This window comes from Nocardia sp. NPDC050630, assembly GCF_044457245.1.
Lineage (GTDB): Bacteria > Actinomycetota > Actinomycetes > Mycobacteriales > Mycobacteriaceae > Nocardia.
The window spans coordinates 23844-49669 of the sequence record NZ_JBITGN010000028.1 but is presented as its reverse complement, the minus strand read 5'-3'; the positions used below and the strand labels follow the sequence as shown (position 1 = coordinate 49669).

Annotated in this window: 21 protein-coding genes and 2 tRNA genes; 12 read left to right on the top strand and 11 right to left on the bottom strand. The window is 64.1% G+C overall.

Going from position 1 to position 25826, the window contains the following annotated elements:
* Positions 1-655 precede the first annotated feature (655 nt).
* Positions 656-1597 (bottom strand): acyl-CoA dehydrogenase family protein, encoded by a 942-nt coding sequence (locus ACIBG0_RS38035; protein WP_397039823.1) that lies wholly within the window; start codon positions 1595-1597, stop codon positions 656-658.
* Positions 1598-1751: 154 nt separating this feature from the next.
* Here ACIBG0_RS38035 and ACIBG0_RS38030 point away from each other — a divergent pair, with 154 nt between their 5' ends.
* The 3 genes from ACIBG0_RS38030 (at position 1752) to ACIBG0_RS38020 (ending at position 4652) form a co-directional block, all read left to right on the top strand.
* A complete protein-coding gene (locus ACIBG0_RS38030; RefSeq protein WP_397039822.1) occupies positions 1752-2462 on the top strand; it encodes a YoaK family protein in 711 nt (236 codons plus the stop codon).
* Positions 2463-2501: 39 nt separating this feature from the next.
* A complete protein-coding gene (locus ACIBG0_RS38025) occupies positions 2502-3746 on the top strand; it encodes a hypothetical protein (protein ID WP_397039820.1) in 1245 nt (414 codons plus the stop codon).
* Positions 3747-4421: 675 nt separating this feature from the next.
* A complete protein-coding gene (locus tag ACIBG0_RS38020; RefSeq protein ID WP_397039818.1) occupies positions 4422-4652 on the top strand; it encodes a hypothetical protein in 231 nt (76 codons plus the stop codon).
* A gap of 498 nt (positions 4653-5150) precedes the next feature.
* Here ACIBG0_RS38020 and ACIBG0_RS38015 read toward each other — a convergent pair.
* The 10 genes from ACIBG0_RS38015 to dnaA form a co-directional block, all read right to left on the bottom strand.
* Positions 5151-5223, bottom strand: a tRNA-Ala gene (locus tag ACIBG0_RS38015).
* A 24-nt stretch (positions 5224-5247) separates the two neighbouring features.
* A complete protein-coding gene (locus ACIBG0_RS38010) occupies positions 5248-5355 on the bottom strand; it encodes a DLW-39 family protein (RefSeq protein ID WP_397039816.1) in 108 nt (35 codons plus the stop codon).
* Between the two features lie 29 nt (positions 5356-5384).
* Positions 5385-5458 (bottom strand) — tRNA-Ile (locus ACIBG0_RS38005).
* 134 nt (positions 5459-5592) lie between these two features.
* Positions 5593-6531, bottom strand: a complete 939-nt coding sequence (locus ACIBG0_RS38000) for a DUF3566 domain-containing protein (protein WP_397039852.1) — start codon at positions 6529-6531, stop codon at positions 5593-5595.
* 198 nt (positions 6532-6729) lie between these two features.
* On the bottom strand, positions 6730-9252 hold the full coding sequence (gene gyrA / locus ACIBG0_RS37995; RefSeq protein ID WP_397039815.1) for a DNA gyrase subunit A: 2523 nt from the start codon (positions 9250-9252) through the stop codon (positions 6730-6732).
* Between the two features lie 47 nt (positions 9253-9299).
* Positions 9300-11348, bottom strand: coding sequence for a DNA topoisomerase (ATP-hydrolyzing) subunit B (gyrB, locus tag ACIBG0_RS37990; protein WP_397039814.1), 2049 nt, complete (start codon positions 11346-11348; stop codon positions 9300-9302).
* 408 nt (positions 11349-11756) lie between these two features.
* Positions 11757-12317: a DUF721 family protein gene (locus ACIBG0_RS37985; protein ID WP_397039812.1), complete on the bottom strand. Its 561-nt coding sequence runs from the start codon at positions 12315-12317 to the stop codon at positions 11757-11759.
* A gap of 222 nt (positions 12318-12539) precedes the next feature.
* Positions 12540-13727, bottom strand: coding sequence for a DNA replication/repair protein RecF (recF, locus tag ACIBG0_RS37980; RefSeq protein WP_397039810.1), 1188 nt, complete (start codon positions 13725-13727; stop codon positions 12540-12542).
* A gap of 136 nt (positions 13728-13863) precedes the next feature.
* On the bottom strand, positions 13864-15039 hold the full coding sequence (gene dnaN, locus ACIBG0_RS37975; protein ID WP_397039808.1) for a DNA polymerase III subunit beta: 1176 nt from the start codon (positions 15037-15039) through the stop codon (positions 13864-13866).
* Between the two features lie 844 nt (positions 15040-15883).
* A complete protein-coding gene (dnaA, locus tag ACIBG0_RS37970; RefSeq protein WP_397039805.1) occupies positions 15884-17848 on the bottom strand; it encodes a chromosomal replication initiator protein DnaA in 1965 nt (654 codons plus the stop codon).
* A gap of 620 nt (positions 17849-18468) precedes the next feature.
* On the opposite strand from dnaA, the gene rpmH reads away from it, so the two are divergent.
* From rpmH to ACIBG0_RS37925, 9 genes are all read left to right on the top strand, one after another.
* Positions 18469-18612, top strand: a complete 144-nt coding sequence (gene rpmH, locus ACIBG0_RS37965) for a 50S ribosomal protein L34 (RefSeq protein ID WP_084483849.1) — start codon at positions 18469-18471, stop codon at positions 18610-18612.
* Between the two features lie 21 nt (positions 18613-18633).
* On the top strand, positions 18634-19065 hold the full coding sequence (gene rnpA, locus ACIBG0_RS37960) for a ribonuclease P protein component (RefSeq protein WP_397039801.1): 432 nt from the start codon (positions 18634-18636) through the stop codon (positions 19063-19065).
* On the top strand, positions 19062-19415 hold the full coding sequence (yidD, locus tag ACIBG0_RS37955) for a membrane protein insertion efficiency factor YidD (protein WP_397039798.1): 354 nt from the start codon (positions 19062-19064) through the stop codon (positions 19413-19415). The genes rnpA and yidD overlap by 4 nt, the downstream gene beginning before the upstream one ends.
* 4 nt (positions 19416-19419) lie before the next feature.
* Positions 19420-20514 carry a membrane protein insertase YidC gene (gene yidC / locus ACIBG0_RS37950; protein WP_397039796.1) on the top strand — a complete coding sequence of 365 codons (1095 nt, stop codon included), beginning with the start codon at positions 19420-19422 and terminating at the stop codon, positions 20512-20514.
* Positions 20515-20611: 97 nt separating this feature from the next.
* Positions 20612-21166 carry a protein jag gene (locus tag ACIBG0_RS37945; protein ID WP_397039793.1) on the top strand — a complete coding sequence of 185 codons (555 nt, stop codon included), beginning with the start codon at positions 20612-20614 and terminating at the stop codon, positions 21164-21166.
* Between the two features lie 118 nt (positions 21167-21284).
* Positions 21285-22013 (top strand): 16S rRNA (guanine(527)-N(7))-methyltransferase RsmG, encoded by a 729-nt coding sequence (gene rsmG / locus ACIBG0_RS37940; RefSeq protein WP_397039791.1) that lies wholly within the window; start codon positions 21285-21287, stop codon positions 22011-22013.
* An 811-nt stretch (positions 22014-22824) separates the two neighbouring features.
* Entirely contained in the window at positions 22825-23778 is a 954-nt protein-coding gene (locus ACIBG0_RS37935) for a ParA family protein (protein ID WP_397039850.1), read from the top strand.
* Positions 23779-23803: 25 nt separating this feature from the next.
* A complete protein-coding gene (locus tag ACIBG0_RS37930; protein WP_397039788.1) occupies positions 23804-24832 on the top strand; it encodes a ParB/RepB/Spo0J family partition protein in 1029 nt (342 codons plus the stop codon).
* A 215-nt stretch (positions 24833-25047) separates the two neighbouring features.
* The gene (locus ACIBG0_RS37925; RefSeq protein ID WP_397039785.1) at positions 25048-25779 is read left to right on the top strand and encodes a GNAT family N-acetyltransferase; all 732 of its coding nucleotides are present in this window, start codon (positions 25048-25050) and stop codon (positions 25777-25779) included.
* Positions 25780-25826 lie beyond the last annotated feature (47 nt).

Here is a 25826-nt window from a genome sequence, read left to right as displayed (position 1 = left end):
TTACTCGAGTCAGTATTGCCCTAGGCACCGACAATTTCCGGTGATTTTTCGTCCGCCTGGGCTTTCCCACCGATCTAACGGGCGACCGAACGCAAAACGGTCGCATCCCGTTCCGGGCGGTGCTCGGGGGTGCCGGTTCGGGATGCGACCGATTCGATCTTCGCGCCCGGCACCGGTCCGATCGCGCGTAGCGCACTACCCGATTCGGGCCCGGTTGCTACTCGCGATCCGCGTGGCCGACATGCCCGCGCCCGAACGACACGCGACAAATCCGACCGAATCCACCGCCCAACTGACGAACCCACAGGGCGATTCTGGACGCGCAGCAACCGGTCGGCATGGTTTTCACATTTGTCTCTACCGCGAAGTGAGCTCGGACCTGGTCGTAAATCCCTGCGCGACAACATTTTTGACAACAGTCAGGGAATCGACGAACAGGCCGTCAACCGACCGGTTCGGCTCTCGGGGCGGCGTCCGCGCCTGTCGCAGGTGAGCCGTCCCGAAAAATCTTGGAAAGTGGTGATCCCCACGCACACACAAACCCGGATCATCGCGTAGGATCATTCACGTCGGCCCCTCCCCCCCGGGCCGACCTTACGCGGGCCTCGGCTAACTCCCCCCCTTCGCCGAGGCCCGCTCCCCATTTCCGGGCAGGTCAGCTATTTGTCGGCACCGTTGTATTCCCGGCAATGTCCACCGATCGCCACGCCGCCGTCAACCGTTGCGCCCGTACCTTTCCGGCGGTCGCCAGCAACCGACGATCCCGCTCCCACCGCTCGCGAACGACCGGATCGGCCTGAGCCCACAGGGGCTCCAGTTCCGTCAGCGTCTGCTCGAAATACTCGTACGCACCACCCAATGCGATATGACCGCCGGGCGAAGTCGGCCGATCCATCTCGAGGCCGCGCACGAACGCCACCGCCGCGAGTAACCGCTGCAACGTCGCCCGCGACCAGCCGGACTCGCGCGCGACCCGAACCAGCCAGCCGAGGACGGCCGCGAGCACATGGACGTCTTCGATGGTGCGGAACGGCTTGAGGAAATCCGAGTAGCCGTCGCCGGGCAGCGGTTCGGCCGCGGCATCGGTGAATGACACCGAGCCGTGCGGGATTTCGGGTGCGAACGGTACGCCGGGCAGATTCGTCACATTGACGCCAGGCTGAGTCGCATCGACGAGCACCGCACGCAGTTGATTGCGGCCGTCGGCCGCGGTGCCCGCGCTGGCGATCACCAACATCCGACGCGCGAGTAGGCCCAAGGTGGTGAATGTCTTGGTGCCGTTGACCCGCCAGCCACCGTCTGTCTCGGTCACCTGGGTCGTGATCGCCGAGGGATGTGCGCCGCCCGTCTCGGTCGCGGATACCGCGACCAGCTCATCGGCGGGAAGTTCGGGCAGCAACGCCCGCAGGGCCTGTTGATATCCGGACAGGAATGCGAAACCCAGTCGATCCGCAGCGAAACCACCGGCGATCGCGATATCGATCGTGGTGTCGAACCGCTCGGCAACCGCGCGGTGCCGCCTCCACGCATCGGTGATCGACTCGAGCGGTGTCGGATCGAGCGCCTCGGTCAGCAGGTAGTCGAACACAGAGTCCACTCGTGCACGCTAACCGACAATCATCGCCCTGCTCACCCCTTGAACCCAGCGACGACCTCGCAATCCTTACCCGGAAGGTCGGCGATGCGATAGGAGAATCTCAGGATCACCAGGTATCACTGACTGGTCATCCCCCTCCTGAGGAGCCTGACCAGTGACGAAACCAGATCTCGCGCGCCGAAGGGCACTCTACGACGCCGAGGCGCGGCTATCGTGGGTACTGGCCGCACTGGCCGGTCTCATCGGCGCCGCGGCCTTCATGCATACCGAGGGCTACTTCGTCACTTTCATGACCGGCAATACCGAGCGCGCCGTGCTCGGCTATTTCCACGACGAGCCCGATATCGCCGTCGCAGCCGCCCTGCTCATGCTCTCGTTCCTCGCCGGCGTCGTGGTGGCTTCCTGGTGCCGCAGACACTACTGGTCCGGTCATCCGCACGGCCCGACTCTGCTCACCACACTCAGCCTCGCCGTGGCGTCCCTGCTGGACGGCATCCTCTACTGGGCGACCAACGCCACCAATATCGATCTCATCCCGATCCTGTTCGTAGCCTTCGGCGTCGGCGCGCTCAACACATCGTTCGTCAAGAACGGCGAGGTCTCGATTCCGCTGAGCTACGTCACCGGCACCCTCGTCAAAATGGGCCAGGGCATCGAACGCCATATCGGCGGGGGCGACTACGCCGACTGGCTCGGCTACTTCCTGCTCTATGCCGCCTTCTGCACAGGCGCGCTCCTGGGCGGATTGCTCAGCCTGCTCGTCGCGGGCTGGGCCATGCTGATCACCGCCACCGTGGTGTGCCTGATCACTACCGGCTACACCTACCTGCACCTGGACCGTCACGGCCCACCCACGACGAGCTGACCCTGTGCGCGCCGCCAATGCGGCGGATACCGTTGTCCGGTGGGGAGTTTCGATGAGCTGACGCCGGATCGCCTTGCGACACTTGTGCTGCGGCACTTGTCCGACGTCGGAAAAGAGGTCGCAGGGTATGACGCCGAGGCTTTACGGATCGATCTGATCGATGGATCCGAGATCGGACTGGGCAACGTGTATTACGACGCTGTTCGCCTTTCCGGAGCGGGGCGGGCGGCGCGCATCGCGCGGTTTCTGAATTTGGTGGGTGGCGACGAATATGTGCACCTGCTCACCTGGGAGCAAGCTCGTCCGCTATTGCGCCCGATTCTGCGTTCGGCCACGTACAAACAAGCGGCGCTCGACGATCTGCTGCACCGCAAGCCGTTGGTCACCCACGAAGCCGCGCGGTTCGTCAGCCGTCCGGTATTTCCGTTCGTAGACGAGTTGGTCGCGATCGACCAGGCGGACTCCCGAACCGTCATCAACCACTCGATCCTGGCGAGTTGGCCGGTCTCGGCCGACGAGGTCTTCGCGGCGGCTCGCGAAAATCTGGAAGCCATTGCGCAACCGCATAATCCGCGCGGCAATGCCATCCTCAGCCGCACCGATCACGAGGGCAGCGCATACCTGACCTCTTGGCCGCTCGCTCCGGGATGGTTGGCGAGCTTCAGGCAGCGCTACGCCGGCCGCCGGCCGGTCGTCTTCATGCCCGATAGAGACACTCTGATCGTTGTCCCCGATATCCCACATCTGCTCGCCCGCATCTACCGTCAGGTCGAGCAGCAGTACGTCGACGCGCGCCACCGCCTTTCGCCCCAGGGCTACACCCTCGACGAGGACAACACCGTGGTCCCCTTCGACCGTGCGGGCCGACACGAACAACACCGAACCGCCGTGCGTGCCGGATACCACCTGGCCATCCGGGAATACGCCGCGCAGGCCGACTGGCTCAACGAGGCACTCGAACGCGACCTCGAATTCACCCACTACAGCTTGAAGATGGCGATCGTAGGCGAGGTAAAGCTGGCAGGCACCGACACCCGCCCATACACCTACACCGTCTGGGGCAAAGGCGTCGACTACCTACTCCCCGCCGCCGACTACCTCATGTTCGCCAGTTCCGATACCGACAACAGCGCCGTCCCAATTTGCACAGTACCGCTTACGGCGGCCCTCGAAATAACCGGCCTCACACCGGTTCCCGGCATGTCGCCCATTCGCTTCGAAGCCCGCTTCTGGCCCGATGAAACAATGCTCACCCAATTGAAGCGAGCCTCGGTCGCCCTGTGAATCGGACCGGGGCTCGGTCCGGATATCCGACTGCCTACGGCAAACCTGTGCAAGATGGCACATCGCTCTAACCGCACGACCTTGCACGTTGCTGGCCTGTCGATTATGCGCAGAGTTTCACCCGTCGGCGGTCCACCCATTGGGTGTGACGCCGACCCCCATGGACGCAGCGACCGCCATCGCATGTCGCGTCACTCCAAAGCGATTGATGAGCGCGAAATTTCGTGATGTCCAAGGCACACCAGGGCCGAAACTGTTCGAACCAGGAAAGGATGTATGAATAAGTGAGCCCCGCGGATGAGATCCTCGAGCTGACCGATGCGTTCTACCAACATCCGCACGAGGTCTACGAGGCTTTGCGTCAGCGCGGCCCGATTCATCGCGTCCGCTTGGACGGAGTGCGCGGCTGGATGATCGTTGATCACGACGTGGCCGAACAGGCCTACGTCGAGCCGACCATCAGCAAGAAGAGCGGATCGCCGCAAGGGCAGGCCGTGATGACCGAACACGGTGCACGATCGAACCGGACGAATTCATCATCATCTCCATCGCAGCAGCCAACCGCCACCCGAAGCGATTCACCACTCCAGACCAATTCGATCCCACCCGTACCGACACCCGAAACATCGCCTTCGGCCACGCATCCACTACTGCATCGGCGCCGCCCTGGCCCGCATGGAAGCAACGATCGCCCTCACCCGCCTACTGGCCCGCATCCCGGAAATGTCACTCGAGATGCCAGCCAGCAAGCTCACATGGCGGAAAAGCCTCCTGATCCGGCGCCTGACCACCCTCCCCCTCCGCCTGCATACCACCACCGTGACAGCAGACAACGCCGCCGAGGATGGGACGACCCCTGGACAGAACCAGAAAAATCTCGACGAGCCACCGCTCTCAACGGTCTAGCCTGCCGCGCCGGTCGCCCTCTGAGCGCACCATCTGTCGGTCCAACGCCCCCAGGCAAACCACCTCGAGCGGCCGGCGCGACATCCAAACAGGCGAGCCATGTGTGAACATCCTCGCCGCGCCTGGCATATGCGCGGACGAACCAGGAATCGGGGGAGCAACTGAGCGCGATTCAGGTAGGCGAGCGAGCGCAGAAGTCCAGGCTGAGCGCAACATCCGGCCAGCGAGCTAGGCGTTGGATTCGAGACTGAGCGCGAGACGTAGACAGCGCACAGGTTGTGGCTGTGGCTGTGGCTGTGGCTGTGGCTGTGGCTGTGGCTGTGGCTGTGGCTGTGGCTGTGGCTGTGGACCGAGCACTCCCCCATACAAGCGAGCCAGGCACGTAGGGGGTCCGGGGGGCGAAGCCCCTCCGGGGCGGGGCTTGGGGGCTCCGCCCCCAAAAAACACGCGAAACAAACAAAAGCGAGCGCTCACCGCGAGCACTCGCCTCCCAGTTTGTGGAGCCTAGGGGAATCGAACCCCTAACCCCTGCCTTGCAAAGGCAGTGCTCTGCCAATTGAGCTAAGGCCCCGAATCCCTACTGTCCGAAGACAGTTCAGCGGGTGGTGACTTCGTGCCACAGGTCCGCATCGTCGCGCTTGCGCAGCTTGGTGATTCCGATGAGAACCGCGACAACGACACCGATCGTGAGAAGAATTTTCATGATTCCCACCCTACTGTGATGTTCGGGAGTGGGCCTAGGAGGACTTGAACCTCCGACCTCTTCGTTATCAGCGAAGCGCTCTAACCGCCTGAGCTATAGGCCCTTATTTCCTGTTCGGGTACCCGCCGGAGCTGCTAACCGAACCGAGGCACGAGATTACCTTACCCGGCTGCTGATGACCAAAACGGCCGGTCACCGCCCTGCGCGAGGACAGCGACCGGCCGCGCGGACACCGTTCTAGTCGGGGTCGGCCAGGGTCACCTGGATACCGCCGACGAGGTCACAGCACTGGTTGTAGATGAAGACGCCGACGGTCGCCAATGCGGTGAAAAGCACCACATTGATCAACCCGATGACACCCGCATAGCCGAATACGGAACCGGCATCGACCAACCCCACCGAGCCGCTATCCGAGGAGACCATATCGGTGAAGGTGCTGTTGAGCCGCTCCCACACACCCATGCCCTCGAGCACGATGTAGAGCAGACCGACCGCGAGCATCCACACGAAGAACATGGCCACGCTGATCACCAGCGAGATCTTCAGCGTCGACCATGGGTCGATCCGGCGGATCTGCACTGTGGCCCGCAACGGCTCACCGGAGGCCACGGCCGCCGCGACGGCGACCGGAACCGCTGGCGACACCGGTGTGGCCTGCGGGCCCGCCGGGGTCTCGACCGGCAGCGGATGCCGGATCTCGGACAGGTCCGGCATGTCCTTGATCAGTTCCGGGCGTGCGATGCTGCGGGTCGGTCCGTCGATGCCGACGGACTTCACCATCGCCGCTTCCTTGCGCGCCGCCTTGGCCGCGAGATCCGCGGTGGTACGGGCATTGCCACCACCGAGACCGCCACCGCCGAGCCCACCACCGCCACCGCCGCCGCTGAGCCCGCCACCGCCGAGCCCACCACCGGTGGAATTCGGGCGACCGGTCACCGGCGACTGCCCGGGCCGGTACAGGTTCGACTGCGGCTCCCGCTGCGGCAGCTGCGACCAGCCCTCCTGAAAGGGCGACTGGCCGCCGCCGTTCGATCCCGAGCGCTCGCCCGGCTGCGGCGCGGTCGAATCGCCGGAGTTACCCGGCCGAGCCGCCCGCTGATCGAATGCCTCCGACTTATCCGCACCCGAGCTCGACTCCGGCGCCTTGAACGCGACTTCGCCTTGCTGGCTGTGCATTTCGTGCGGCTGAGCTCCTCCCTGCGGGCCATTCGGCTGGCCGTTCTCGGCCGATGCGACCGGCCGTGGGATCGGCCGCGGCGGAATCGGTGACGGTGCGATCCGTTCGGTTACACCGTTCGTCTGGTGCCGCTCGTCGTTCGGCTGATTCGTGGTCAATGGGAATCCTTAGATCCGTTCGTTGCCGCCGCTGGGGGGTTACTGCTCAGAGGAACCGGTGTCGCCGTCTCCGCCGACGATCGAATCAGGATCGGGTTCGTCGGCATTGCGCGCGATAGCAAGCAACGTATCGCCATCGGCGAGGTTCATCAATCGCACGCCCTTGGTCTGTCGTCCAGCCTTACGAACCTGCTTCGCCGCCGTCCGGATTACGCCACCGCCGGACGTGATCGCGTACAACTCATCCTCGTCATCGACGATGAGCGCACCGACCAGGGTGCCACGTTTGATGTCATATTGGATAGTCAATACGCCTTTACCGCCGCGACCCTGCGGGGTGTACTCCTCGATCGCGGTCCGCTTGGCGTAACCGCCGGAGGTCGCGACAAGCAGATAGGTGTCGGCGCGAACCACATTGAGCGACAACAGTTCATCGTCGGTATTGAATCGCATGCCCTGCACACCGGAGGTGGCCCGGCCCATCGGACGCAGTGCCTCATCGGTGGCGGAGAAGCGAATCGACTGACCGCGCGCCGAGACCAGCAGCAGATCGTCATCGGCCGAGCACAGTACGGCGCCGACCAATTCGTCGTCGTCGCGCAGATTCACCGCAACGATGCCGCCGCTGCGGTTGGAATCGAAATCGGACAGCTTCGACTTCTTGACCAGACCGTTCTTGGTGGCGAGCACCAGGTAGGGCGCATCTTCGTAGCCCTTGATCTGGATGATCTGGGCGATCTTCTCATCGGGCTGGAACGCGAGCAGATTCGCGACGTGCTGACCGCGCGCGGTCCGGCTGGCCTCGGGCAGTTCGTAGGCCTTGGCCCGGTACACCCGGCCTTTATTGGTGAAGAACAGCAGCCAGTCGTGCGTGGAGCTGATGAAGAAGTGCTTGACGATGTCGTCCTGCTTGAGCCCCGCGCCCTGTACACCCTTACCGCCGCGCTTCTGGCTGCGGTACAGGTCGGTCTTGGTGCGCTTGGCGTAACCGGTCTCGGTGACGGTGACGACCACATCCTCGCGGGCGATGAGATCCTCATCGGCCATATCGCCGTCATTGGCCACGATCTTGGTGCGCCGCTCATCGCCGTACTTCTCGACGATTTCGGCCAGTTCATCACGCACGATCGCGCGCTGGCGCTCCGGCTTTTCCAGAATGTCCTTGAGGTCGGCGATTTCGGCCTCGATCTTGGCCAATTCGTCGACGATCTTCTGCCGCTCCAGGGCGGACAGTCGACGCAACTGCATATCGAGGATGGCGGTGGCCTGGATCTCGTCGATATCCAGCAACTGCATGAGGCCGGTGCGCGCGGTGTCGGTATTGGCCGAACGCCGAATCAGCGCGATGACCTCGTCCAGTGCGTCCAGCGCCTTGACCAGACCGCGCAGGATGTGCGCCCGTTCCTCGGCCTTGCGCAGCAAGTACCTGGTCCGGCGGATGATGACTTCCAACTGATGCTCGACGTAGAGCCGGATCATCTGATCCAGACGCAGCGTGCGCGGCACCCCGTCGACGATCGAGAGCATGTTCGCGCCGAAGCTGGTCTGCAGCTGGGTGTGCTTGTAGAGGTTGTTCAGCACAACCTTGGCAACCGCGTCGCGCTTGATGGTGACCACGATCCGCATACCCGCGCGGTCCGAAGACTCGTCGTGGATGTCGGAGATGCCCGCGATCTTGCCGTCCTTCACCTGCTCCGCGATGGAGTTGATGAAGTTGTCGGTATTGACCTGGTACGGCAGTTCGGTGATGACGATCGTGGTGCGGCCGCGATTGTCCTCTTCGATCTCGACCACACCGCGCATCCGGATCGAACCGCGACCAGTGGTGTAGGCATCCTGGATGCCCTGACTGCCGACGATGAGGCCGTAGGTCGGGAAGTCCGGCCCCTTCACCCGCTCCATGCAGGCGGCCAGGGTCGCCTCTTCGTCCGCGTCGTAGTTCTCCAGCGCCCAGTAGATCGCCTCGGCCAACTCGTTGAGGTTGTGCGGCGGAATATTGGTCGCCATACCGACCGCGATGCCGTTGCTGCCGTTCATCAACAGGTTGGGCACACGGCTGGGGAGAACGGTCGGCTCCTGTGAGCGACCGTCGTAGTTCGGCGTGAAATCGACTGTCTCGTGGTCGATTTCCCGCAGCAGCTCCATGGCCAGCGGAGTCAGGCGGCATTCGGTGTAGCGCATGGCGGCCGCGCCGTCATTGCCGCGGGAGCCGAAGTTGCCCTGACCGTCGACCAGCGGATAGCGCAGCGACCACGGCTGGGCCATGCGCACCAGGGTGTCGTAGATGGAGGCGTCACCGTGCGGGTGGTAGTTACCCATGGTCTCGGCAACCGGACGGGCGGACTTCACATAGCCGCGGTCGGGCCGGTAGCCGTTGTCGTACATCGCGTAGAGCACACGGCGATGCACCGGCTTGAGGCCGTCGCGAACGTCCGGCAGCGCGCGACCGACGATCACGCTCATCGCGTAATCGATATAGCTGCTCTGCATTTCGTTCTGGATATCGACCGGCTCGATCCGGTCACCCGCTCCGCCATTGGGTGGCAGGGTGGTTTCAGTCATCTAAAAGTCTCCTTTGGCACCGGACGTGGAAGCTCACGTCACGCCGGTTACACGTCGAGGAAGCGAACGTCCTTGGCATTGCGGGTGATAAAGCTGCGACGTGCCTCGACGTCCTCGCCCATCAGGATGGAGAACAGCTCGTCGGCCGCGGCCGCATCGTCGAGGGTGACCTGACGCAGCACCCGCACCGCGGGATCCATGGTGGTCTCCCAGAGCTCCTTGGCGTTCATCTCGCCGAGACCCTTGTAGCGCTGGACACCGTCGTCCTTGTTGATCTTCTTGCCCGCGGCGAGCCCCGCCTCGAGCAGACCGTCACGCTCGCGATCGGAGTAGGCGAACTCCGGATCGGAGCGCTGCCACTTCAGCTTGTACAGCGGCGGTTGCGCGAGATACACGTGCCCGTGCTCGACGAGCGGCCGCATGAAGCGGAACAGCAGCGTCAGCAGCAGGGTCGAGATGTGCTGGCCGTCGACATCGGCGTCGGCCATCAGCACGATCTTGTGATAGCGCAGCTTGGCGATATCGAATTCGTCGTGGATGCCGGTGCCGAAGGCGGTGATGATCGACTGCACCTCGTTGTTCTTCAGAACGCGGTCGATGCGGGCCTTCTCGACATTGATGATCTTGCCCCGCAGCGGCAGGATCGCCTGGTACATCGAGTCGCGGCCGGATTTGGCCGAGCCACCGGCGGAGTCGCCCTCCACGATGTAGATCTCGGACTTGCTCGGATCCTTGGACCGGCAGTCGGCCAGCTTGCCGGGCAGGCCGCCGAGATCGGTCGCGCTCTTGCGCCGCACCAGCTCACGCGCCTTGCGGGCCGCGACCCGGGCCTGTGCCGAGGAGACCGCCTTGTTCACGATGGTCTTCGCGTCGGCAGGGTTGGCCTCGAACCAATGCGAGAGGTGCTCGTTGCAGGTGCGCTGCACGAACGACTTCACCTCGGTGTTGCCGAGCTTGGTCTTGGTCTGGCCCTCGAACTGCGGCTCGCCGACCTTCACGCTGACGATCGCGGCCAAGCCCTCACGGATGTCGTCACCGGTGAGGTTGCCGTCCTTGTCCTTGAGCAGTTTCTTGTCTTTGGCGTACTTGTTGACCACCGTGGTGAGCGCCGCGCGGAAGCCCTCCTCGTGAGTGCCGCCCTCATGGGTGTTGATGGTATTCGCGAAGGTGTGCACCGACTCGGAGTAACCCGAGTTCCACTGCATGGCAACCTCGAGCTCGTGGCCGGTGCCTTTGCCGGTGAAGCTCACCACCGAGTTGTGGATGGGCTGCTTGGTCCGGTTGATGTGCTTGACGAAGTCCTCGAGCCCACCGGGGTAGTGGTAGGTGCGGGTCTTCACCTTGTGCGCGGGCGCGGGCGCTTGCTCGTCGGCGTGCTTGGGCGCCTCGGCGGTCTCGCTGACCACTTCGTCGGTGATCTCGGTATCGCTCACCCGCTCATCGGTGAGGACGATGGTGAGGCCCTTGTTCAGGAATGCCATCTCCTGCAGCCGGCGGGCGACCGTCTCGAAGTTGTAGGTAGTGGTCTCGAAGATTTCCGGATCCGCCCAGAAGCGAATGGTCGTGCCGGTCCGCTTGGTCGGCTCACCCTGCACGAGCTTGCCGGGCTTGGCGTCCTTGTAGGTCTGGCTCCAGTGGTAACCGTCATGGTCGATCTCGGCTTCGAGCCGGTGCGACAGCGCGTTGACCACGGAAATGCCGACACCGTGCAGACCACCGGACACCGCATAGGAGTCGGAGTCGAACTTGCCACCCGCGTGCAGCTGGGTCATGACCACCTCGACGGTGGGGATGCCCTGGGCGTGCATACCGGTCGGGATGCCACGGCCGTCGTCGACGACCTCCACACCACCGTCGGCGAGCAGTGTGACCTCGACCTTCGTGGCGTAGCCCGCCATCGCCTCATCGACGGAGTTGTCGACGACTTCCCAGATCAGGTGATGCAGGCCACGCTCGCCGGTGGAGCCGATGTACATGCCCGGGCGCTTGCGAACCGCCTCCAGGCCTTCCAGCACCGTGATGGAGGAGGCACCGTAGTCCTGCTTGCCCGATGTCGCGTTGGTCGAGCCCGTTGCGTTGGAGTCCTTGGCAGCCACTGGTCGGTAGCTCTCCTTACTTGCTGATCCCTGGTGCAGCGGTCGACAGCACACGTGGGGCCCCGGTCTGATTCTGGTCGTGAAATACGGGTCCACGCGCGGGCTGTACGGAACGCGCCGAAGGTTCGCCGCTAGTTACCCCACCATCCTACTGGTAGACCCAAGCCACAATGCACCTACGACACCCCTGACGGCTCCGTGGATGCGAGAAATCGGTCGAGCATGGGTCGGCTCCGCCTTCAACCCCTTTGAGTCCATCAGAGTCGGTCTGAGAGTTGCCTGTGTGGCAGAGCCGCGATCCAGGCCTCGTCAGCGGTGACCGCACCGTAGTCCAGCCTACGGGGCGCAGGCTGTTCGATGACAGCGCGGCGTTCCACGTGAAACCGATCTACGTATCAGGACGGTCGCTTATCCGTAGGTGTCCCGCGGACCTCGACCTTTGATGTGCCGCTCGCCCTTGCGCCAGCTCGGCGCCGTTGGACCGGTGATCTTCAAAGACGTGACGACGCCCTGCCCGACCGCCGCATTGATCTTCGCCAGGATCTGGCCCTGCAGCATGCGCAGTTGGGTGGCCCATGCCGTGGATTCGGCGGCAATGCTCAGCACGCCGTCCTTCAATGTCATCGGAGTCGCATGCGAGGCGATGTCCTCACCGACCACACCGGTCCAGCGGCCGAAGACCATACCCTCGGCGACCTTGGCCGACCAGCCTCGGTTCTTCGCGATGGCGCCGGTCAGGCTCGAAAGCAACTGCGGATCACGGTCATCGGGCCGCGCGCCCGACCAGCCGGTGCGGCGGCGGGCTCCGGTGCGCAGCCGACGCGGCGATGCCCGGCCCTGCCCAACTGATTTACCGCTCGCCTTGGCGGCCGCCCGTGCCTCCTCGAGCGCGCGCCGCGCCAGATCGATGCCCCGCAGCTCCGGTTCCGGCTCGGACGCCGAAGCATCCGACGCTGTTCGATCGCTCACCGGTCCGCCTCTCTCCCCGAATCCTTTGCCGGTCGTAGATGTATCGAATCTTCATCACCGAGCCGACGGTTGGATGCGCGAAAGTTCTGGCCGTACCCAGCGAGTTCATATGAGATCAGTTCGTGCGCGGTAGCCACGGCGTTGCACTGCATCCGCGGGTGATCTTACAGAGCAGACCCACGAAAAGACGCACTGACTTCAGGCCCGAATAGGCCGTGCGAATCAGGCGGTCGCGGTGGGAGTTTCGGTGTCGGCGATTCGGGAGATGCGGCCGTCGGCATCGCCGTTCGTCTCCACCCTCAGCGGCACCGCGGAAAGTTCCACGGGCACATCCTCGGGGACGGCGGCGGTGATCAGCACCTGTTCAGCGCCGGCCGCGACCTCGGCGAGTGCCGTGCGCCGACGGCGATCGAGTTCGGCGAAGACGTCATCGAGCAGCAGTACCGGCTCGGCGCCGGTGGCACGCAGCAGTTCGAACGCCGCCAGCCGCAGCGCCAGCGCGAACGACCACGACTCACCATGGCTGGCAAAACCTTTCGCCGGAGCGGTGCCGAGCATCAGATCCAGCTCGTCACGGTGCGGGCCGACCAGACAGACCCCGCGTTCCAGTTCCTTCGGCCGCGCCGCCGCCAATTCGCGCAGCATATTCGCCTCCAGCGCCTCCGCGTCATCGGACTGCGGCGCCCGCGCCGGATCCAGGAACTCCGGCGGCAGGTTCGCGCTGCGGTAGCCGATTGCGGCGGGGCGTGATTCGGGCGCGATCGCCGAGTACGCCTGGGCGAGATAGGGATACAGATCGTGGACCAGGCGCAACCGTTGGGCGAGCAGGACCGAGGCATGGGTCGCCAAATGTCCGTCCCATACGTCCAGGGTGCTCAGTTCCGCCTTCGAGCGGGCCTGACGGCCAGCGGATTTCAGCAGCGCCGAACGCTGTCGCAGTACCCGGTCGTAGTCGACGCGCACCGCGGCCAGCCGGGGCAATCTGGCTGTGCACAACTCGTCGAGGAAGCGCCGCCGTTCGCCTGGATCGCCGCGGACCAGGGCGAGATCCTCCGGTGCGAAGAGCACCGTCTGCAGAATGCCGAGGATCTCTCGCGGCCTACGCACCGGAGATCGGTTGATCTGCGCGCGATTCGCGGCGCCTTGGTTCAATTCGAGATCGATGCGCAGTTCACGGCCCGCGTTCACGACGGTCGCGCCGATCCTGGCGCGATCGGTGCCGATCCGAATCAGCGGTGCGTCGGCGGCGACCCGATGTGAGCCCAAGGTAGCGAGGTAGCCGACCGCCTCGAGTAGGTTCGTTTTCCCGTTGCCATTGGACCCGAGGAAAACCGTGCGGCCTGGGGATAATTCGAGCTCGGCGTGCTCCCAGGAGCGGAAGTCGCGCAGTGACAGCGTCCGGATGAACACCCGTCTACTCCGCTCCGGCCGTCGTCATCGCCGTTTTTCGCCGCTTATGGCGACGAATCGGACCCAGACCACAACATCTTGTGGTCCATCCACTGTCTGTGGACGAACTGTGGATAAATCGCATCGCCGCCGATGCTCAGCCCGGCAGCCGAACCGGCATCAACAGGTAGATGTACGGGCTCTCCAATGCGGCGAACGCACCCGACTCGGTCACCTTGGGTTCCTCGTCGCTCGCGGGCAGAAGCACCGCGGGGCGGCTCGGTGTAGTGAAGCCGAAAGTGACCCGATCGGCGTGCAGCGCGGAGAGTCCGTCGATGAGGTAGCCCGGATTGAACGCGATTGTCAGTGCCTCGCCACGGAATTCGGCTTCCAGCCACTCCTCGGCACGGCCTGCGTCATCGCCGCCCGCCGAGAGCAGCAGCCCCTCGTCGGTGAATTCCAACCGCACCTGGGCACCGCGCTCGGCGACCAGCGCGACGCGCTTGATGGCTTCGGTCAGTGTGCCGACCGGCAGGGTCGCGATCGAGGTGTGCTCCTTGGGGAGCAATTGCCGGAACTTGGGGAATTCCGCGTCGAGCAGTCGGGTGGTGGTCCGGCGGCCCGCATTCACGATGCCGAGCAGACCGTCCGCGCCACCGCTGGTGCCGAGTGAAAGCTGCACGGGGGCGTCGGAGGGGCCGAGCGTTTTCGCGGCCTCCGACAGGGTGCGCGCCGGAATGAGCACCGAGGTCTCGATATCGGTGCGGGCGGGCTGCCATTCGATGTGGCGGACCGCCAGGCGGAATCGGTCGGTGGCCGCGAGTACGACCTGCGGCCCCTCGATTTCGACCCGGATACCGGTGAGCATCGGCAGCGTGTCATCACGCCCAGCGGCAACCGCGACCTGCCCGACCGCCTGGGCGAAGACATCGACGCTCAGCTCACCGGTCTGCTGGGGCACCTCGGGCAGCTGGGGATAGTCCTCGACCGGCATGGTCGGCAGCGAGAATTTCGCGCTGCCACAGGTGATCAGCACGCGGGTGCCGTCGATAGCGACATCGACGGGCTTATTGGACAACGCCTTGGTGATATCGGCGAGCAGTCGGCCGGAGACGAGCACCTCACCTGGGCCGGCGACCTCGGCCGCGACACGCATCTGCGCGGAGACCTCGTAGTCGAAGCCGGAGACGGTGAGTCCGTCCTCACCGGCCACGAGTAGTACGCCGCCGAGTACGGGAACCGGAGGCCGTGACGGGAGGCTGCGTGCCACCCATGCAACGGACTCGGCGAAATCCTCTCGGGCGACCCGAAATTTCATACTCGCCAGCTCCATCGCCCGATCTGTCCTCTCCCGGTTCCGTGATCTCTGTCGGCTCAGTCAGCGTTGATTCTCGAAAAGGGGGTGCTGTACCTGCCGCCTTGCAGTCTGGCATAGGCGACCGACATTGAACCGTACTCGTCCGGACCAGTTGAACCTAGCCCGACCCTCCGGTTGTTCTGTGTAGCGAAGACGATCCGCGCTCCGAAATATCGAGCAAGGAGAACAGGTACGGGTGAAGCACGCGCGGATGTGTCGTCCCTGCCTCTCCTTGCTTGTCTGCGCGAGTGGCTCGGATGCCGATGCTCACCGATCGACTTTCCACACACCCTGTTTTGAAGAGAGATCTTCTAGAAGAAGAACTGAAGTAGTAGTAGGCACTGTGGAATCTGTGGACTACGGCCGAATCCGCAGGTCCGGGGGCGTGGTGCGGTGGGGATGACTACTGGGTGACTCGAGGATGAACGAAGGGGGGCTGTGGACGTTCCAGGTTTGTTCCTCATTCATCCTCGAGTGCTCCTCGAGTTGTTCCACCTGATTCACCAGGTTGTTCACACGTGTGCACCGAATCGTGGATAGCTCGAGGATTCCTCGAGGACTCCACAAGGATTCCTCGAGGAATCCCCAACCCGCTGACCGAGCCCCGCACTGGTCAAGGCCTGTGTGTGGGGCGGGCTGTGGACTCTGTTGATTCCACCCCTGTTAGCAACCGATCCTCGATCATGGGCACAGCCTGTGGACGAACCGGTGCACAACTCGCAGTTTCCTCGAGGACTCCACAAGAATTCCTCGAGGACTCCACAGGGCATAAAAAAGCACCGCCCCAGGTCAGGGGCGGTGCCGAGGTGTTAGTTGCCGATCAGCGCGAACGCTGTTTAATCCGGGCTGTTAGTTCTTGTACTTGGTCGTATACGCGGCGCCGCTCGGTCATCTCCTTGCGCACCTTCTTCTCCGCGTACATGACCGTGGTGTGGTCGCGACCGAAGGCCTGGCCGATCTTGGGGAGCGATAGATCGGTTAGTTCCCGGCATAGATACATGGCGATCTGCCGGGCCTGAGCCAACGGCCTGGCCTTACCGGGGCCGGTCAGCTCTTCGAGCGTGGTGTTGAAGTACTCGGCGGTGACGGCCATGATCGTCGCCGCGTTGATCTCCAGCGTCGCGGTATCCGGCATGAGATCGCGCAGTACGACCTCGGCCAATGGCAGATCCAGCGGCTGGCCGTTCAGCGAGGCGAAGGCCGTCACTCGGATCAGCGCGCCCTCGAGCTCACGGATATTGCGCTCCACCCGACTGGCGATCAGTTCCAGCACATCGTGCGGTACATCGAGCCGGTCCATCCGCGCCTTCTTGCGCAGAATCGCGATGCGCGTCTCCAACTCCGGCGGCTGCACATCGGTGATCAGCCCCCATTCGAACCGGGTCCGCAGCCGTTCTTCCAGCGTGGCGAGTTGCTTGGGCGGCCGGTCGGAAGACACCACGATCTGCTTATTGGCGTTGTGCAGGGTATTGAAGGTGTGGAAGAACTCCTCCTGGATACCTTCCTTGCCCTCGATGAACTGGATGTCGTCGACCAGCAGAATGTCGGTCTCGCGGTAGCGACGCTTGAACGCCACCTTGCGGTCGTCACGCAGACTGTTGATGAAGTCGTTGGTGAATTCCTCGGTCGACACGTACTTCACCCGCATGCCGGGGAACAGCCGCTGGGCATAGTGTCCGGCCGCGTGCAGCAGATGTGTCTTGCCCAGCCCCGAGGCGCCCCAGACGAACAGCGGGTTGTAGGCGCGTGCGGGTGCCTCGGCGATCGCGACCGCCGCCGCGTGCGCGAAGCGATTCGACGCACCGATGACGAAGGTCTCGAAGGTGTACTTCGCATTCAGGCTCGCCGAGGAATTCGACGGAGCCGGATTCTCCTGCGACTTGGTGAAGTAAGTGGGCCACGAATTGCGCACATTTACGACCGGTTCGTCGTCGTGTGAGTTGTCCGAGAGCGGCTCACGGACCGATTCGTGCGCGGCGGCGATGGCCGGATCGGTGCTCGTTCGGGACTCCCGCGTGGACGCCGCCTCCCGCATCGGCGCCCGGCCTTGCGCACGCACCGGTTCCAGTGTCGGCTCCGGATTGAACAGTGACTCCTGCCCCGGCGGCGCGGAATCGCGTCGCGGCGGGAGTCCGGATTCGCGGCGGGGCGAGGGCGGCGGCTCCTGCCGTTCGCCATTGGTCTGGTTCGGATAGTCGCTACGGCTCGGGTATTCGTCGGTCGGATACTCCCCTGCGACTTCATAGCCGGGGACTGGCAGGTAGTCCGGTGCGCCCGGGTATTCGGGCGCGGCCTCATAGTCCGGTCCGGCCGAGTAGTCGGGCGCCGCCGAGTAATCGCTGGGCTGTGCATAACGCGGCGGCGCGTAGTCATTGCGTCCGGGATAGTCGGGCGCGGGATAACCGGCCGGACCGCGCCCGCTGTCGCGGCCACGTTCGGGCCGACTCGTCATGCGCGCATGGCGGGGATTGTTGCCGGGACGTTCGATCGGCTGCGTCGCCGGCGCCGCGATCCGGACGCCGAGGCCCTCGACCTGCGGACCGAGACGACGGCCGAGGGAACGCAGGATGGGTTCGCGCAGATCGCGTTCGATGGCCTCCTGGGCCAACGACGACGGCACCGAGAGCAAGGCGAAGCCCTGCGCCACGGTCAGCGGCTTGACCAGTTTCAGCCAGGCCTGCTGTGCCCGGGAGACCGGCGGGATGGCACCATCGGCCGAGCCGGTGGTGAGCTCGGCGACCACCTCCGGCCATACGTTGGCCAACACGTTCTGCTCGTCGTCCATGCAGTTTCCTCCCCGGAAGTAGGCGATAGGAGCAGACGGTCGGAGCCTGCGGAGTATCGGTCGTGGCTGAGTCGATGTTTGTGATTCCGCGTACGTCCGTAACCGGTTCGGACGCTGCCCGGGTCCCCCATCCGGGCGGCGGCGTGGCACCGTCGGCCCTACGAATATGCCACTCGAGGGGTCTTTCCACACAATTATCCACAGATGTGGAGAACTCTGGGGAAATGTGAAACGAGATTGCGCTACGCCGCTATACGGCCTGGACCTGCGGTTCTGCAGCAATCTTCTGGCAACGTAGGTTAGCTCGCGCGACGGCCGACGGCTAGGGGTGTGGACGAACTCACGGTTATACCCAGGATGCGTGACTCCCGTGGAACAGTTCCAGCAGGCCGCGGGACGGGTGGGCCGAGTTTGACCCGCACTTTGCCGATCAGTACCCTCGTACAGTCACCCCTTGGTGCGGTGGCGGTCCTGTGCTGACCGTGTCAGGTCGTATCGACCTCGTGCGCCAGGACCGACGCGCATCGATGATGACCACCTCGCGATTCATCGCGCAAAAGACGTATTACTAACAAGCTTTGGGCGCCGAACGGTGCCCACCTACTCGAGGAGTGTTGACCGTGGCCAAGGGCAAGCGGACGTTCCAGCCGAACAACCGTCGTCGGGCGCGGGTCCACGGCTTCCGTCTCCGGATGCGCACCCGCGCTGGTCGCGCCATTGTTTCCGCGCGTCGCAGCAAGGGCCGCAAGTCCCTCACTGCCTGATCCTCGCTCTCGGACGCTCGGGTGTTGCCTGAGCCGTATCGGTTGCATCATCGTGCCGACTTCTCCCGGACGGTGCGCCGCGGCCAGCGAATCGGGAGGCGAGATCTGGTCGTACACGTGCTCGTGCACGGGTATGACGGAAGCATGGGCGCGAGTGGACGACGAAGCGATGCGGCAGAGGCCGGATCGTTGGTCCGTGTGGGCGGTCCGCGGTTCGGATTGATTGTCAGCAAGGCGGTGGGCAACGCGGTGATTCGACACCGCGTCGCCCGCCGCCTGCGTCATATGTGCGGTCAGGTGATCGCCGAGCTACCCGCCGATGCCGACATCGTGATCCGTGCATTGCCCGGCGCCGCGACCACCGACTCGACAGAGTTGCTCCGTCAGCTACGTGGCGCGCTGCGCAAGCTCGAGATCGTGGGCACATCGGCTACCGTGGCCGGTGTGGGATGAGTACGCGCTCCACCGTTGCTCGGCTACCCGCGAACACGGTGATCTTCCTGATCGAGCTCTACCGGACGTATGTCTCCCCCATGCGCCTGCCCGTGTGCCGTTTCACCCCGACCTGTAGCGAGTACGCGGTGACCGCGTTACGCACTCGTGGGCTGTTCGTCGGCCTCGGATTGACGGTCGTGCGATTGGCGAAATGCGCACCCTGGCACCCTGGTGGGTGGGATCCCGTTCCGGAGCGAAAAATACGCGAACGGAACGAGTCAGCCGCCGACCAGCAGACCTCGGCGCCACACGCTTGTAAAGGATCACCGCCCGCGGTGATCGGCGATACGAACGACGGGAGTGCATAGAGCCGTGCTCGACTTCATTTATTATCCGGTGTCCTGGATCCTCTGGTTCTGGCATCGGGTCTTCGGGTTCGCGTTCGGCGCGGACAACGGTCTCACCTGGGCACTGGCCGTGGTGTTCCTGGTGTTCACGCTGCGCCTGGTGCTCTACAAGCCGTTCGTCAAGCAGGTGCGCACCACCAAGCAGATGCAAGAGCTGCAGCCCCAGATCAAGGAGCTGCAGAAGAAGTACAAGAACGACCGCCAGAAGATGGCGACCGAAATGCAGAAGCTGCAGAAGGATCACGGCTTCAACCCGTTGATGGGCTGCCTGCCGATCTTGGCGCAGGTGCCGGTCTTCCTCGGTCTGTTCCACGTGCTGCGTTCGTTCAACCGCACCGGCACCGGCATCGGCCAGCTCAGCATGTCGGCCTACGACAATGCGCACACGCCGAACTACGTCTTCAGTGCCACCGACGTCCAGTCCTTCCTGAGCGCGCGTATCTTCGGCGCCCCCATCTCCGCCTTCATCACCAGCCCGCCGAGCCAGCTGCAGGCCTTCGCCGATTACGGCGGTGTGCCGACCAAGCTGAGTATCGCGCTGGTCTCCATCCCGCTGATGGTGATCGCCGGTCTGGCGACGCACTTCAACGCGCGCGCCTCCGTTGCCCGGCAGAGTCCGGAGGCTGCGGCCAACCCGCAGTCGGCCATGATGAACAAGCTGGCGCTGTGGGTCTTCCCGCTCGGCGTGCTGGTCGGTGGTCCCTTCCTGCCGATCGCCATCCTGCTCTACTGGGTCTCCAATAACATCTGGACCTACGGACAGCAGCACCTCGTCTTCGGCCGCATGGCGAAGGAAGAGGAAGTCAAGAAGCAGCAGAAGCTGGAGCAGCGCGCACAGAACGCGCCGAAGCCCGGTGCGAAGCCGGTCAATGTCAAGAAGAAGCAGTCACCCGCCGATGAGACACCCGTCGATGCGAATGCCGATGCCGTGGATGCGGTCGACGCGGCACCGTCGACGAACGGCACCGCGAAGTCCCCGACCAAGGCGGGACAGCGGCGTTCGGGCGGGCAGAAGCGACCAGGCAGCCGCGGGCGACCCAATCAGAAGCGACGGCGCTGACACAGCGTGCGCCCGCGGGACTCTGAGCAACCCTGTTCGCGTTCTCCGATCGGCGCCGGTCGCCGGTCGCGCGCGATGAGCAGACGAAGGAAATCAAATGACTGTTGAAACCGACGGAGGGGACGCCACTGTGGCGACGACGACGATGGTGAGCGGCGAAGCCGATGCGGGGGCCGAATCCACCGATGCCGAGGAAGCCCTCATCGAAGAGGGTGAAATCGCGGGCGACTACCTCGAGCAGTTGCTCGATGTGCTCGACTTCGACGGCGACATCGATCTCGATGTCGAGGGTGACCGTGCCGTCGTGAGTATCGATGGCGGCCGTGATCTTTCGAAGCTGGTCGGTCGCAACGGCGAGGTGCTCGATGCATTGCAGGAACTGACCCGCCTGGCCGTGCAGCAGGCGACCGGGGTGCGCAGTCGGCTCATGCTCGACGTGGCTGGCTGGCGCGCTAAGCGTCGCTCGGAGTTGAGTGCGCTGGGTACCGCAGCGGCGCAGCGGGTGCTGGAATCCGGTAAGCCGGAGCCGTTGGCGCCGATGACTCCGTTCGAGCGGAAGATCGTGCACGACGCGGTCGCCGCGGTAGATGGTGTCAGCAGTGAGAGCGAGGGCGTGGAACCGAATCGGCACGTCGTCGTGGTGCCTGCCTGATTCGCGCTCTGTGATTGGATTAGGGCCTCCGGTCTTCGGACCGGAGGCCCTCTTCATGTCTTAATGCGTTCTTCTCCCCCGGCCCCATCGCCGCACTGATCGACTCGAGTTCGGAAGGATGTTTCACGTGGAACGAGATCTCGGTGGCATCACCGCGTTGCCGAATGAACTGGAGCCCCCGGTCACGGCCGCGGTGGTATTCGGGGACCGGCTAGATCTCGCGCGTCGGTACTGCGCCGCCCTCGCCGCCGCCGGTGTCGATCGCGGACTGATCGGTCCCCGCGAGGTGCCGAGGCTATGGGATCGGCACATTCTCAACTGTGCCGTGGTCGGTGAGTTGATGGCCGAGGGCGCCACCGTGGTCGATATCGGCAGCGGCGCCGGACTGCCCGGAATCCCCTTGGCGATAGCGCGTCCGGATCTCCGGATCACCTTGGTCGAGCCGCTGTTGCGCCGCACCATCTTTCTGAGCGAATTCATCGAGTCGGCCGGATTGGATGTGACGGTGGTGCGCGGTCGGGCGGAGCAGTCGGGCGTGATGAAGGAAGCGGGCGGTGCGGATGTGGTGACCTCTCGAGCGGTCGCTCCGCTGGCGAAACTGGCGCAGTGGTCGCTCCCCCTGTTACGCGATCATGGACGGATGCTCGCGTTGAAGGGAGTCAGTGCGGCCGAGGAACTCGAGCGCGACAGTGAGGCATTGGCGAAGGCGGGCGCCGGAAATGCGACCGTGCTGGAATGCGGCGCCGGACTCGTCTCTACTCCCACTCTGGTGATCAGTGCCGAGCGGCTGCCGCGCGCTGAGCGTCCCTCCCGTCGGGGCGGCAGATCGCCGCGGAAGTCGAAGTAGCACTATCCGATTCGCGGCAATGTTTCATGTGAAACGGCGCGCCCAGGCGTCGGTGTCGTCGTCGCTGCAACACCAAACTTCACGTGACGATTCGAACCTGGTGCCATCGGGTGGGGTAATCGATGATCCCCATTGCGCGACGCTCATTGGACACGAGAGCGACGGGGCTCGAGATACCCGCTTCCGCTCCCGAGTGTCTCGGAAAGAGCTGCCGACACTGAGGCGCATCGGCGTAACGCCGGAATCTTTGGAACCACATTGGATTGTGCGCCCGGATCACTCTGGAATGCAGCGACGGACACGTCTCGATCACCAGCGTTTCATGTGAAACCGAATTTCGCTGCCGGTCTGGGACTTCATGTTTCATGTGAAACCGAACTCGGGCGTCGGTCCGGAGCTCTACGTTGAACCGAACTGGGGCGTCGGTCCGGAGCATCATGTTTCATGTGAAACGGCGAATCGGGCACGTCAATCTCGTTCGCGGCGACGCGATCCGGTACTGATTTGCGTGTCCTTTGCGCGAAGCCGCGATTCAGCTTTCTTATCGCGCTGAGTGCTGGCAAGCTAGTGAGCGTCGGGCGTGAGCGTTGGTGCCACGGAGGGATCTGGGTGTCGCAGCGGCGGAAGCTCCGCTCGGTCGATCGAGGCGCCGCGGTCTCGATTGAGCATCAAGTTCGATCCGACACAGCTAGTGATGACACGGCGTCGAATTCGGTCGGGCGCACGTGATCTGAGGTTCTCGCGTTAGGAGCTGTCTATGTCGAGCGGTCCGGCGAATGTTTCACGGGAAACAACGTCGCGCGTGCCGGGGATGCTGGACTCCAGCACCTTCGATGCGGAGGCATTTGGAAGCACACCGTTCGGGCACATCTCCCCCAGTGAGACCCCGATAGCGGCCGAAGCCCAACGCGCAAGCCAGATATTGCATCCAGGAAAGGTGACAGTGCCGAAACCGCACGAGCAACGGATCATCACCATCGCCAATCAGAAGGGTGGCGTCGGGAAGACGACTACCGCCGTGAATCTCGCGGCCGCCCTGGCGCATACGGGGATGACGGTTCTCGTGATCGACCTCGATCCCCAGGGCAATGCGAGTACCGCTCTGGGCATCGAACATCACTCGGGCGTCCCGTCGAGTTATGAACTCCTGATCGGCGAGGTTTCGGTACGCGAAGCGATCCAGCAGAGCCCGCACAGCGAGCGCCTACTGTGCATTCCGGCGACCATTGATCTTGCCGGTGCCGAGATCGAATTGGTTTCCATGGTGGCCAGGGAGGGGCGACTCAAGGCCGCCATCCAGGAGGCCAATATCGCCGGGTACGACATCGATTACGTGATGATCGACTGCCCGCCGTCGCTCGGTCTGCTTACCGTCAATGCGCTCGTCGCCGCCAAGGAGGTGCTGATCCCGATCCAGTGCGAGTACTACGCGCTGGAGGGCGTCGGGCAGCTGCTCCGCAATATCGGTCTGGTGCAGGCGCACCTGAATCCCGAACTACATGTCTCGACAGTGATTCTCACGATGTACGACGGTCGGACCAAGTTGGCCGACCAGGTCGCCGAGGAAGTACGCGGGCACTTCGGCGATGTGGTGCTGAAGTCGGTTATCCCTCGCAGTGTGAAGGTCTCCGAGGCGCCGGGCTATGGCATGACGGTGCTCGATTATGATCCAGGCTCCCGGGGTGCGATGAGTTATCTGGACGCCGGTCGCGAAATGGCCGCGCGCACGGCGATTCGGCCGGGTGCGGCAGAACGCGCGCAATGACGAACGAGGAAAGGGTCGGTAGCCGATGACTCAGGCAAAGAAGGGCGGGCTAGGCCGCGGACTTGCCGCGTTGATTCCGACGGGACCGGCGGCCACACCGGGACTAGGTGCCACACCCGGACTCGGCAGTGCCGCAGCCAATGTCGTCATCGGCGTAGATCCGATCGGACCGCAACCGGCCTCCGCCTTCCTGCACCGGGTTCCCGACCCCAGCGACGAGCAGCTGTCGGATGGCGGTGCGACCTATCGCGAAATTCCGCCCGAGCAGATCGAACCGAATCCCAAGCAGCCGCGCCACGTCTTCGAGGAAGAGGCGCTCGCCGAACTGGTGCACTCCATCAAGGAATTCGGCCTGATGCAGCCCATCGTGGTGCGTCGGCTCGAGCCGGGGGTGGACAAGTATCAAATCGTCATGGGCGAGCGCCGTTGGCGCGCTTGCCAGGAGGCTGGGCTCGCGGCGATTCCGGCCATTGTCCGCGAGACCGCAGACGACGCGATGCTGCGGGACGCCCTCTTGGAGAATATCCACCGGGTGCAGCTGAACCCGCTCGAAGAGGCGGCGGCCTATCAGCAGCTGCTCGAGGAATTCGATGTCACCCATGAGGAATTGGCCGCCCGAATCGGTCGATCCCGACCTGTGGTGACGAATATGATTCGCCTGTTGAAACTGCCGATCCCGGTGCAGCGCCGGGTTGCGGCTGGCGTACTTTCCGCCGGACACGCTCGCGCGCTGCTCGGCCTCGAGGCAGGCGCCGACTCCCAAGAGGTACTCGCCGCCCGTATCGTTGCCGAGGGACTGTCGGTCCGGGCCACCGAGGAAGCCGTCACCCTGGCGAACCGGGATCCGGATCAGGCCGCTCCGCCTACCTCCCGGCGCAAGCCGATTCATATGCCGGGTTTGCAGGATGTGGCCGAGCGGCTGTCGGAATCCTTCGACACTCGCGTCACCGTGAGCCTCGGCAAGCGGAAGGGCAAGATCGTCGTCGAATTCGGTTCGGTCGAAGACCTCGAACGCATCGTGGGCATGATGGAGCAGCAGCAGCTCGGCAAGTGACAGAAGTGGCAAAAATAGCCGTGTGTTTCCGGTAGGTAGGTGTTCCGCGTCGAAACGTCACTGTGACGGCGCAGAAATTCGACCTACGGAGGGGCTCCTTACCAACAGCACAGCGACGTGGAATGAGGCGGGTTCGCTTTGATCGCATATTCTTGCTGGCGAGTGAATGCAGCGTGAGTGTGGATGAATCGGATAGCTGGAGGCTGAGCAGAGCGGTGTCGACCAGCGTCACAGGACTAACCCTCGGCGGACTCGACAAGTTACCCGCGCATGCGCGGCGTTGCGTGTTCTGGGAGATCGATCCGGCCGTGGCCGCGACCTCCCGTGACTTCAGCGATCCGGTCTTCGAGAAGGAAGCCTGGCTGTCCACGGTCATGCTGGAGTGGGGTTCGTGTGGTCAGGTCGCGAACGTGGACGGCAAGGTCGCGGGGTGTGCGCTGTATTCGCCACCGAGCGCGGTGCCCCGTGCCGGCCTCTTCCCCACCTCACCGGTCAGCCCGGATGCGGTCCTGCTGACCACGCTGCGGGCCGAATTCCCGTATAAGGATGCCGACATAGCCCACCGCCTCATGACGGCCGTGGTGGCCGATCTGGTGCGTCGCGGTGTGCGTGCATTGGAGGCCTTCGGGATTCGCACCGATCCCCCGGCGACCGCGATGTCGGATCGTTCGCTCGGCTCGATGCGGTTGATGGAGCGGATCGGGTCACCGGTCCGGGACGCGGCCTCGGCCGGTAAGGCGACCGAATGTTCGCCGGAGACCTGCATGATCGAGGCCGACTTCCTGGAGGACGTGGGCTTCGAAGTGGTGGCGCCGCATTATCGTTTCCCCCGGCTGCGCTTGGAGCTCGACTCCGATCACGGCTGGAAGGAAGATGTCGAGCGCGCGCTCGATCAGCTGCTCGCCGCCGCCTCCCTGACGGTCCCCTTCCGCGTTGGAGCCCCATGAGGCTCCGGTCGAACGACAGTGCGCCCCTGCCGACGGCAGGGGCGCAC

What these genes read in the sequence shown, in the direction of transcription:
- ACIBG0_RS37930 (WP_397039788.1), top strand. Translation starts at nt 23,804, where the DNA reads ATGACTCAGGCAAAGAAGGGCGGGCTAGGCCGCGGACTTGCCGCGTTG.
- ACIBG0_RS37935 (WP_397039850.1), top strand. Translation starts at nt 22,825, where the DNA reads ATGCTGGACTCCAGCACCTTCGATGCGGAGGCATTTGGAAGCACACCG.
- ACIBG0_RS38000 (WP_397039852.1), bottom strand. Translation starts at nt 6,531, where the DNA reads ATGCACAGCCAGCAAGGCGAAGTCGCGTTCAAGGCGCCGGAGTCGAGC.
- dnaA (WP_397039805.1), bottom strand. Translation starts at nt 17,848, where the DNA reads ATGGACGACGAGCAGAACGTGTTGGCCAACGTATGGCCGGAGGTGGTC.
- ACIBG0_RS37945 (WP_397039793.1), top strand. Translation starts at nt 20,612, where the DNA reads ATGACTGTTGAAACCGACGGAGGGGACGCCACTGTGGCGACGACGACG.
- rsmG (WP_397039791.1), top strand. Translation starts at nt 21,285, where the DNA reads ATGTTTCACGTGGAACGAGATCTCGGTGGCATCACCGCGTTGCCGAAT.
- ACIBG0_RS38020 (WP_397039818.1), top strand. Translation starts at nt 4,422, where the DNA reads ATGGAAGCAACGATCGCCCTCACCCGCCTACTGGCCCGCATCCCGGAA.
- gyrA (WP_397039815.1), bottom strand. Translation starts at nt 9,252, where the DNA reads ATGACTGAAACCACCCTGCCACCCAATGGCGGAGCGGGTGACCGGATC.
- dnaN (WP_397039808.1), bottom strand. Translation starts at nt 15,039, where the DNA reads ATGGAGCTGGCGAGTATGAAATTTCGGGTCGCCCGAGAGGATTTCGCC.
- ACIBG0_RS38010 (WP_397039816.1), bottom strand. Translation starts at nt 5,355, where the DNA reads ATGAAAATTCTTCTCACGATCGGTGTCGTTGTCGCGGTTCTCATCGGA.
- yidD (WP_397039798.1), top strand. Translation starts at nt 19,062, where the DNA reads ATGAGTACGCGCTCCACCGTTGCTCGGCTACCCGCGAACACGGTGATC.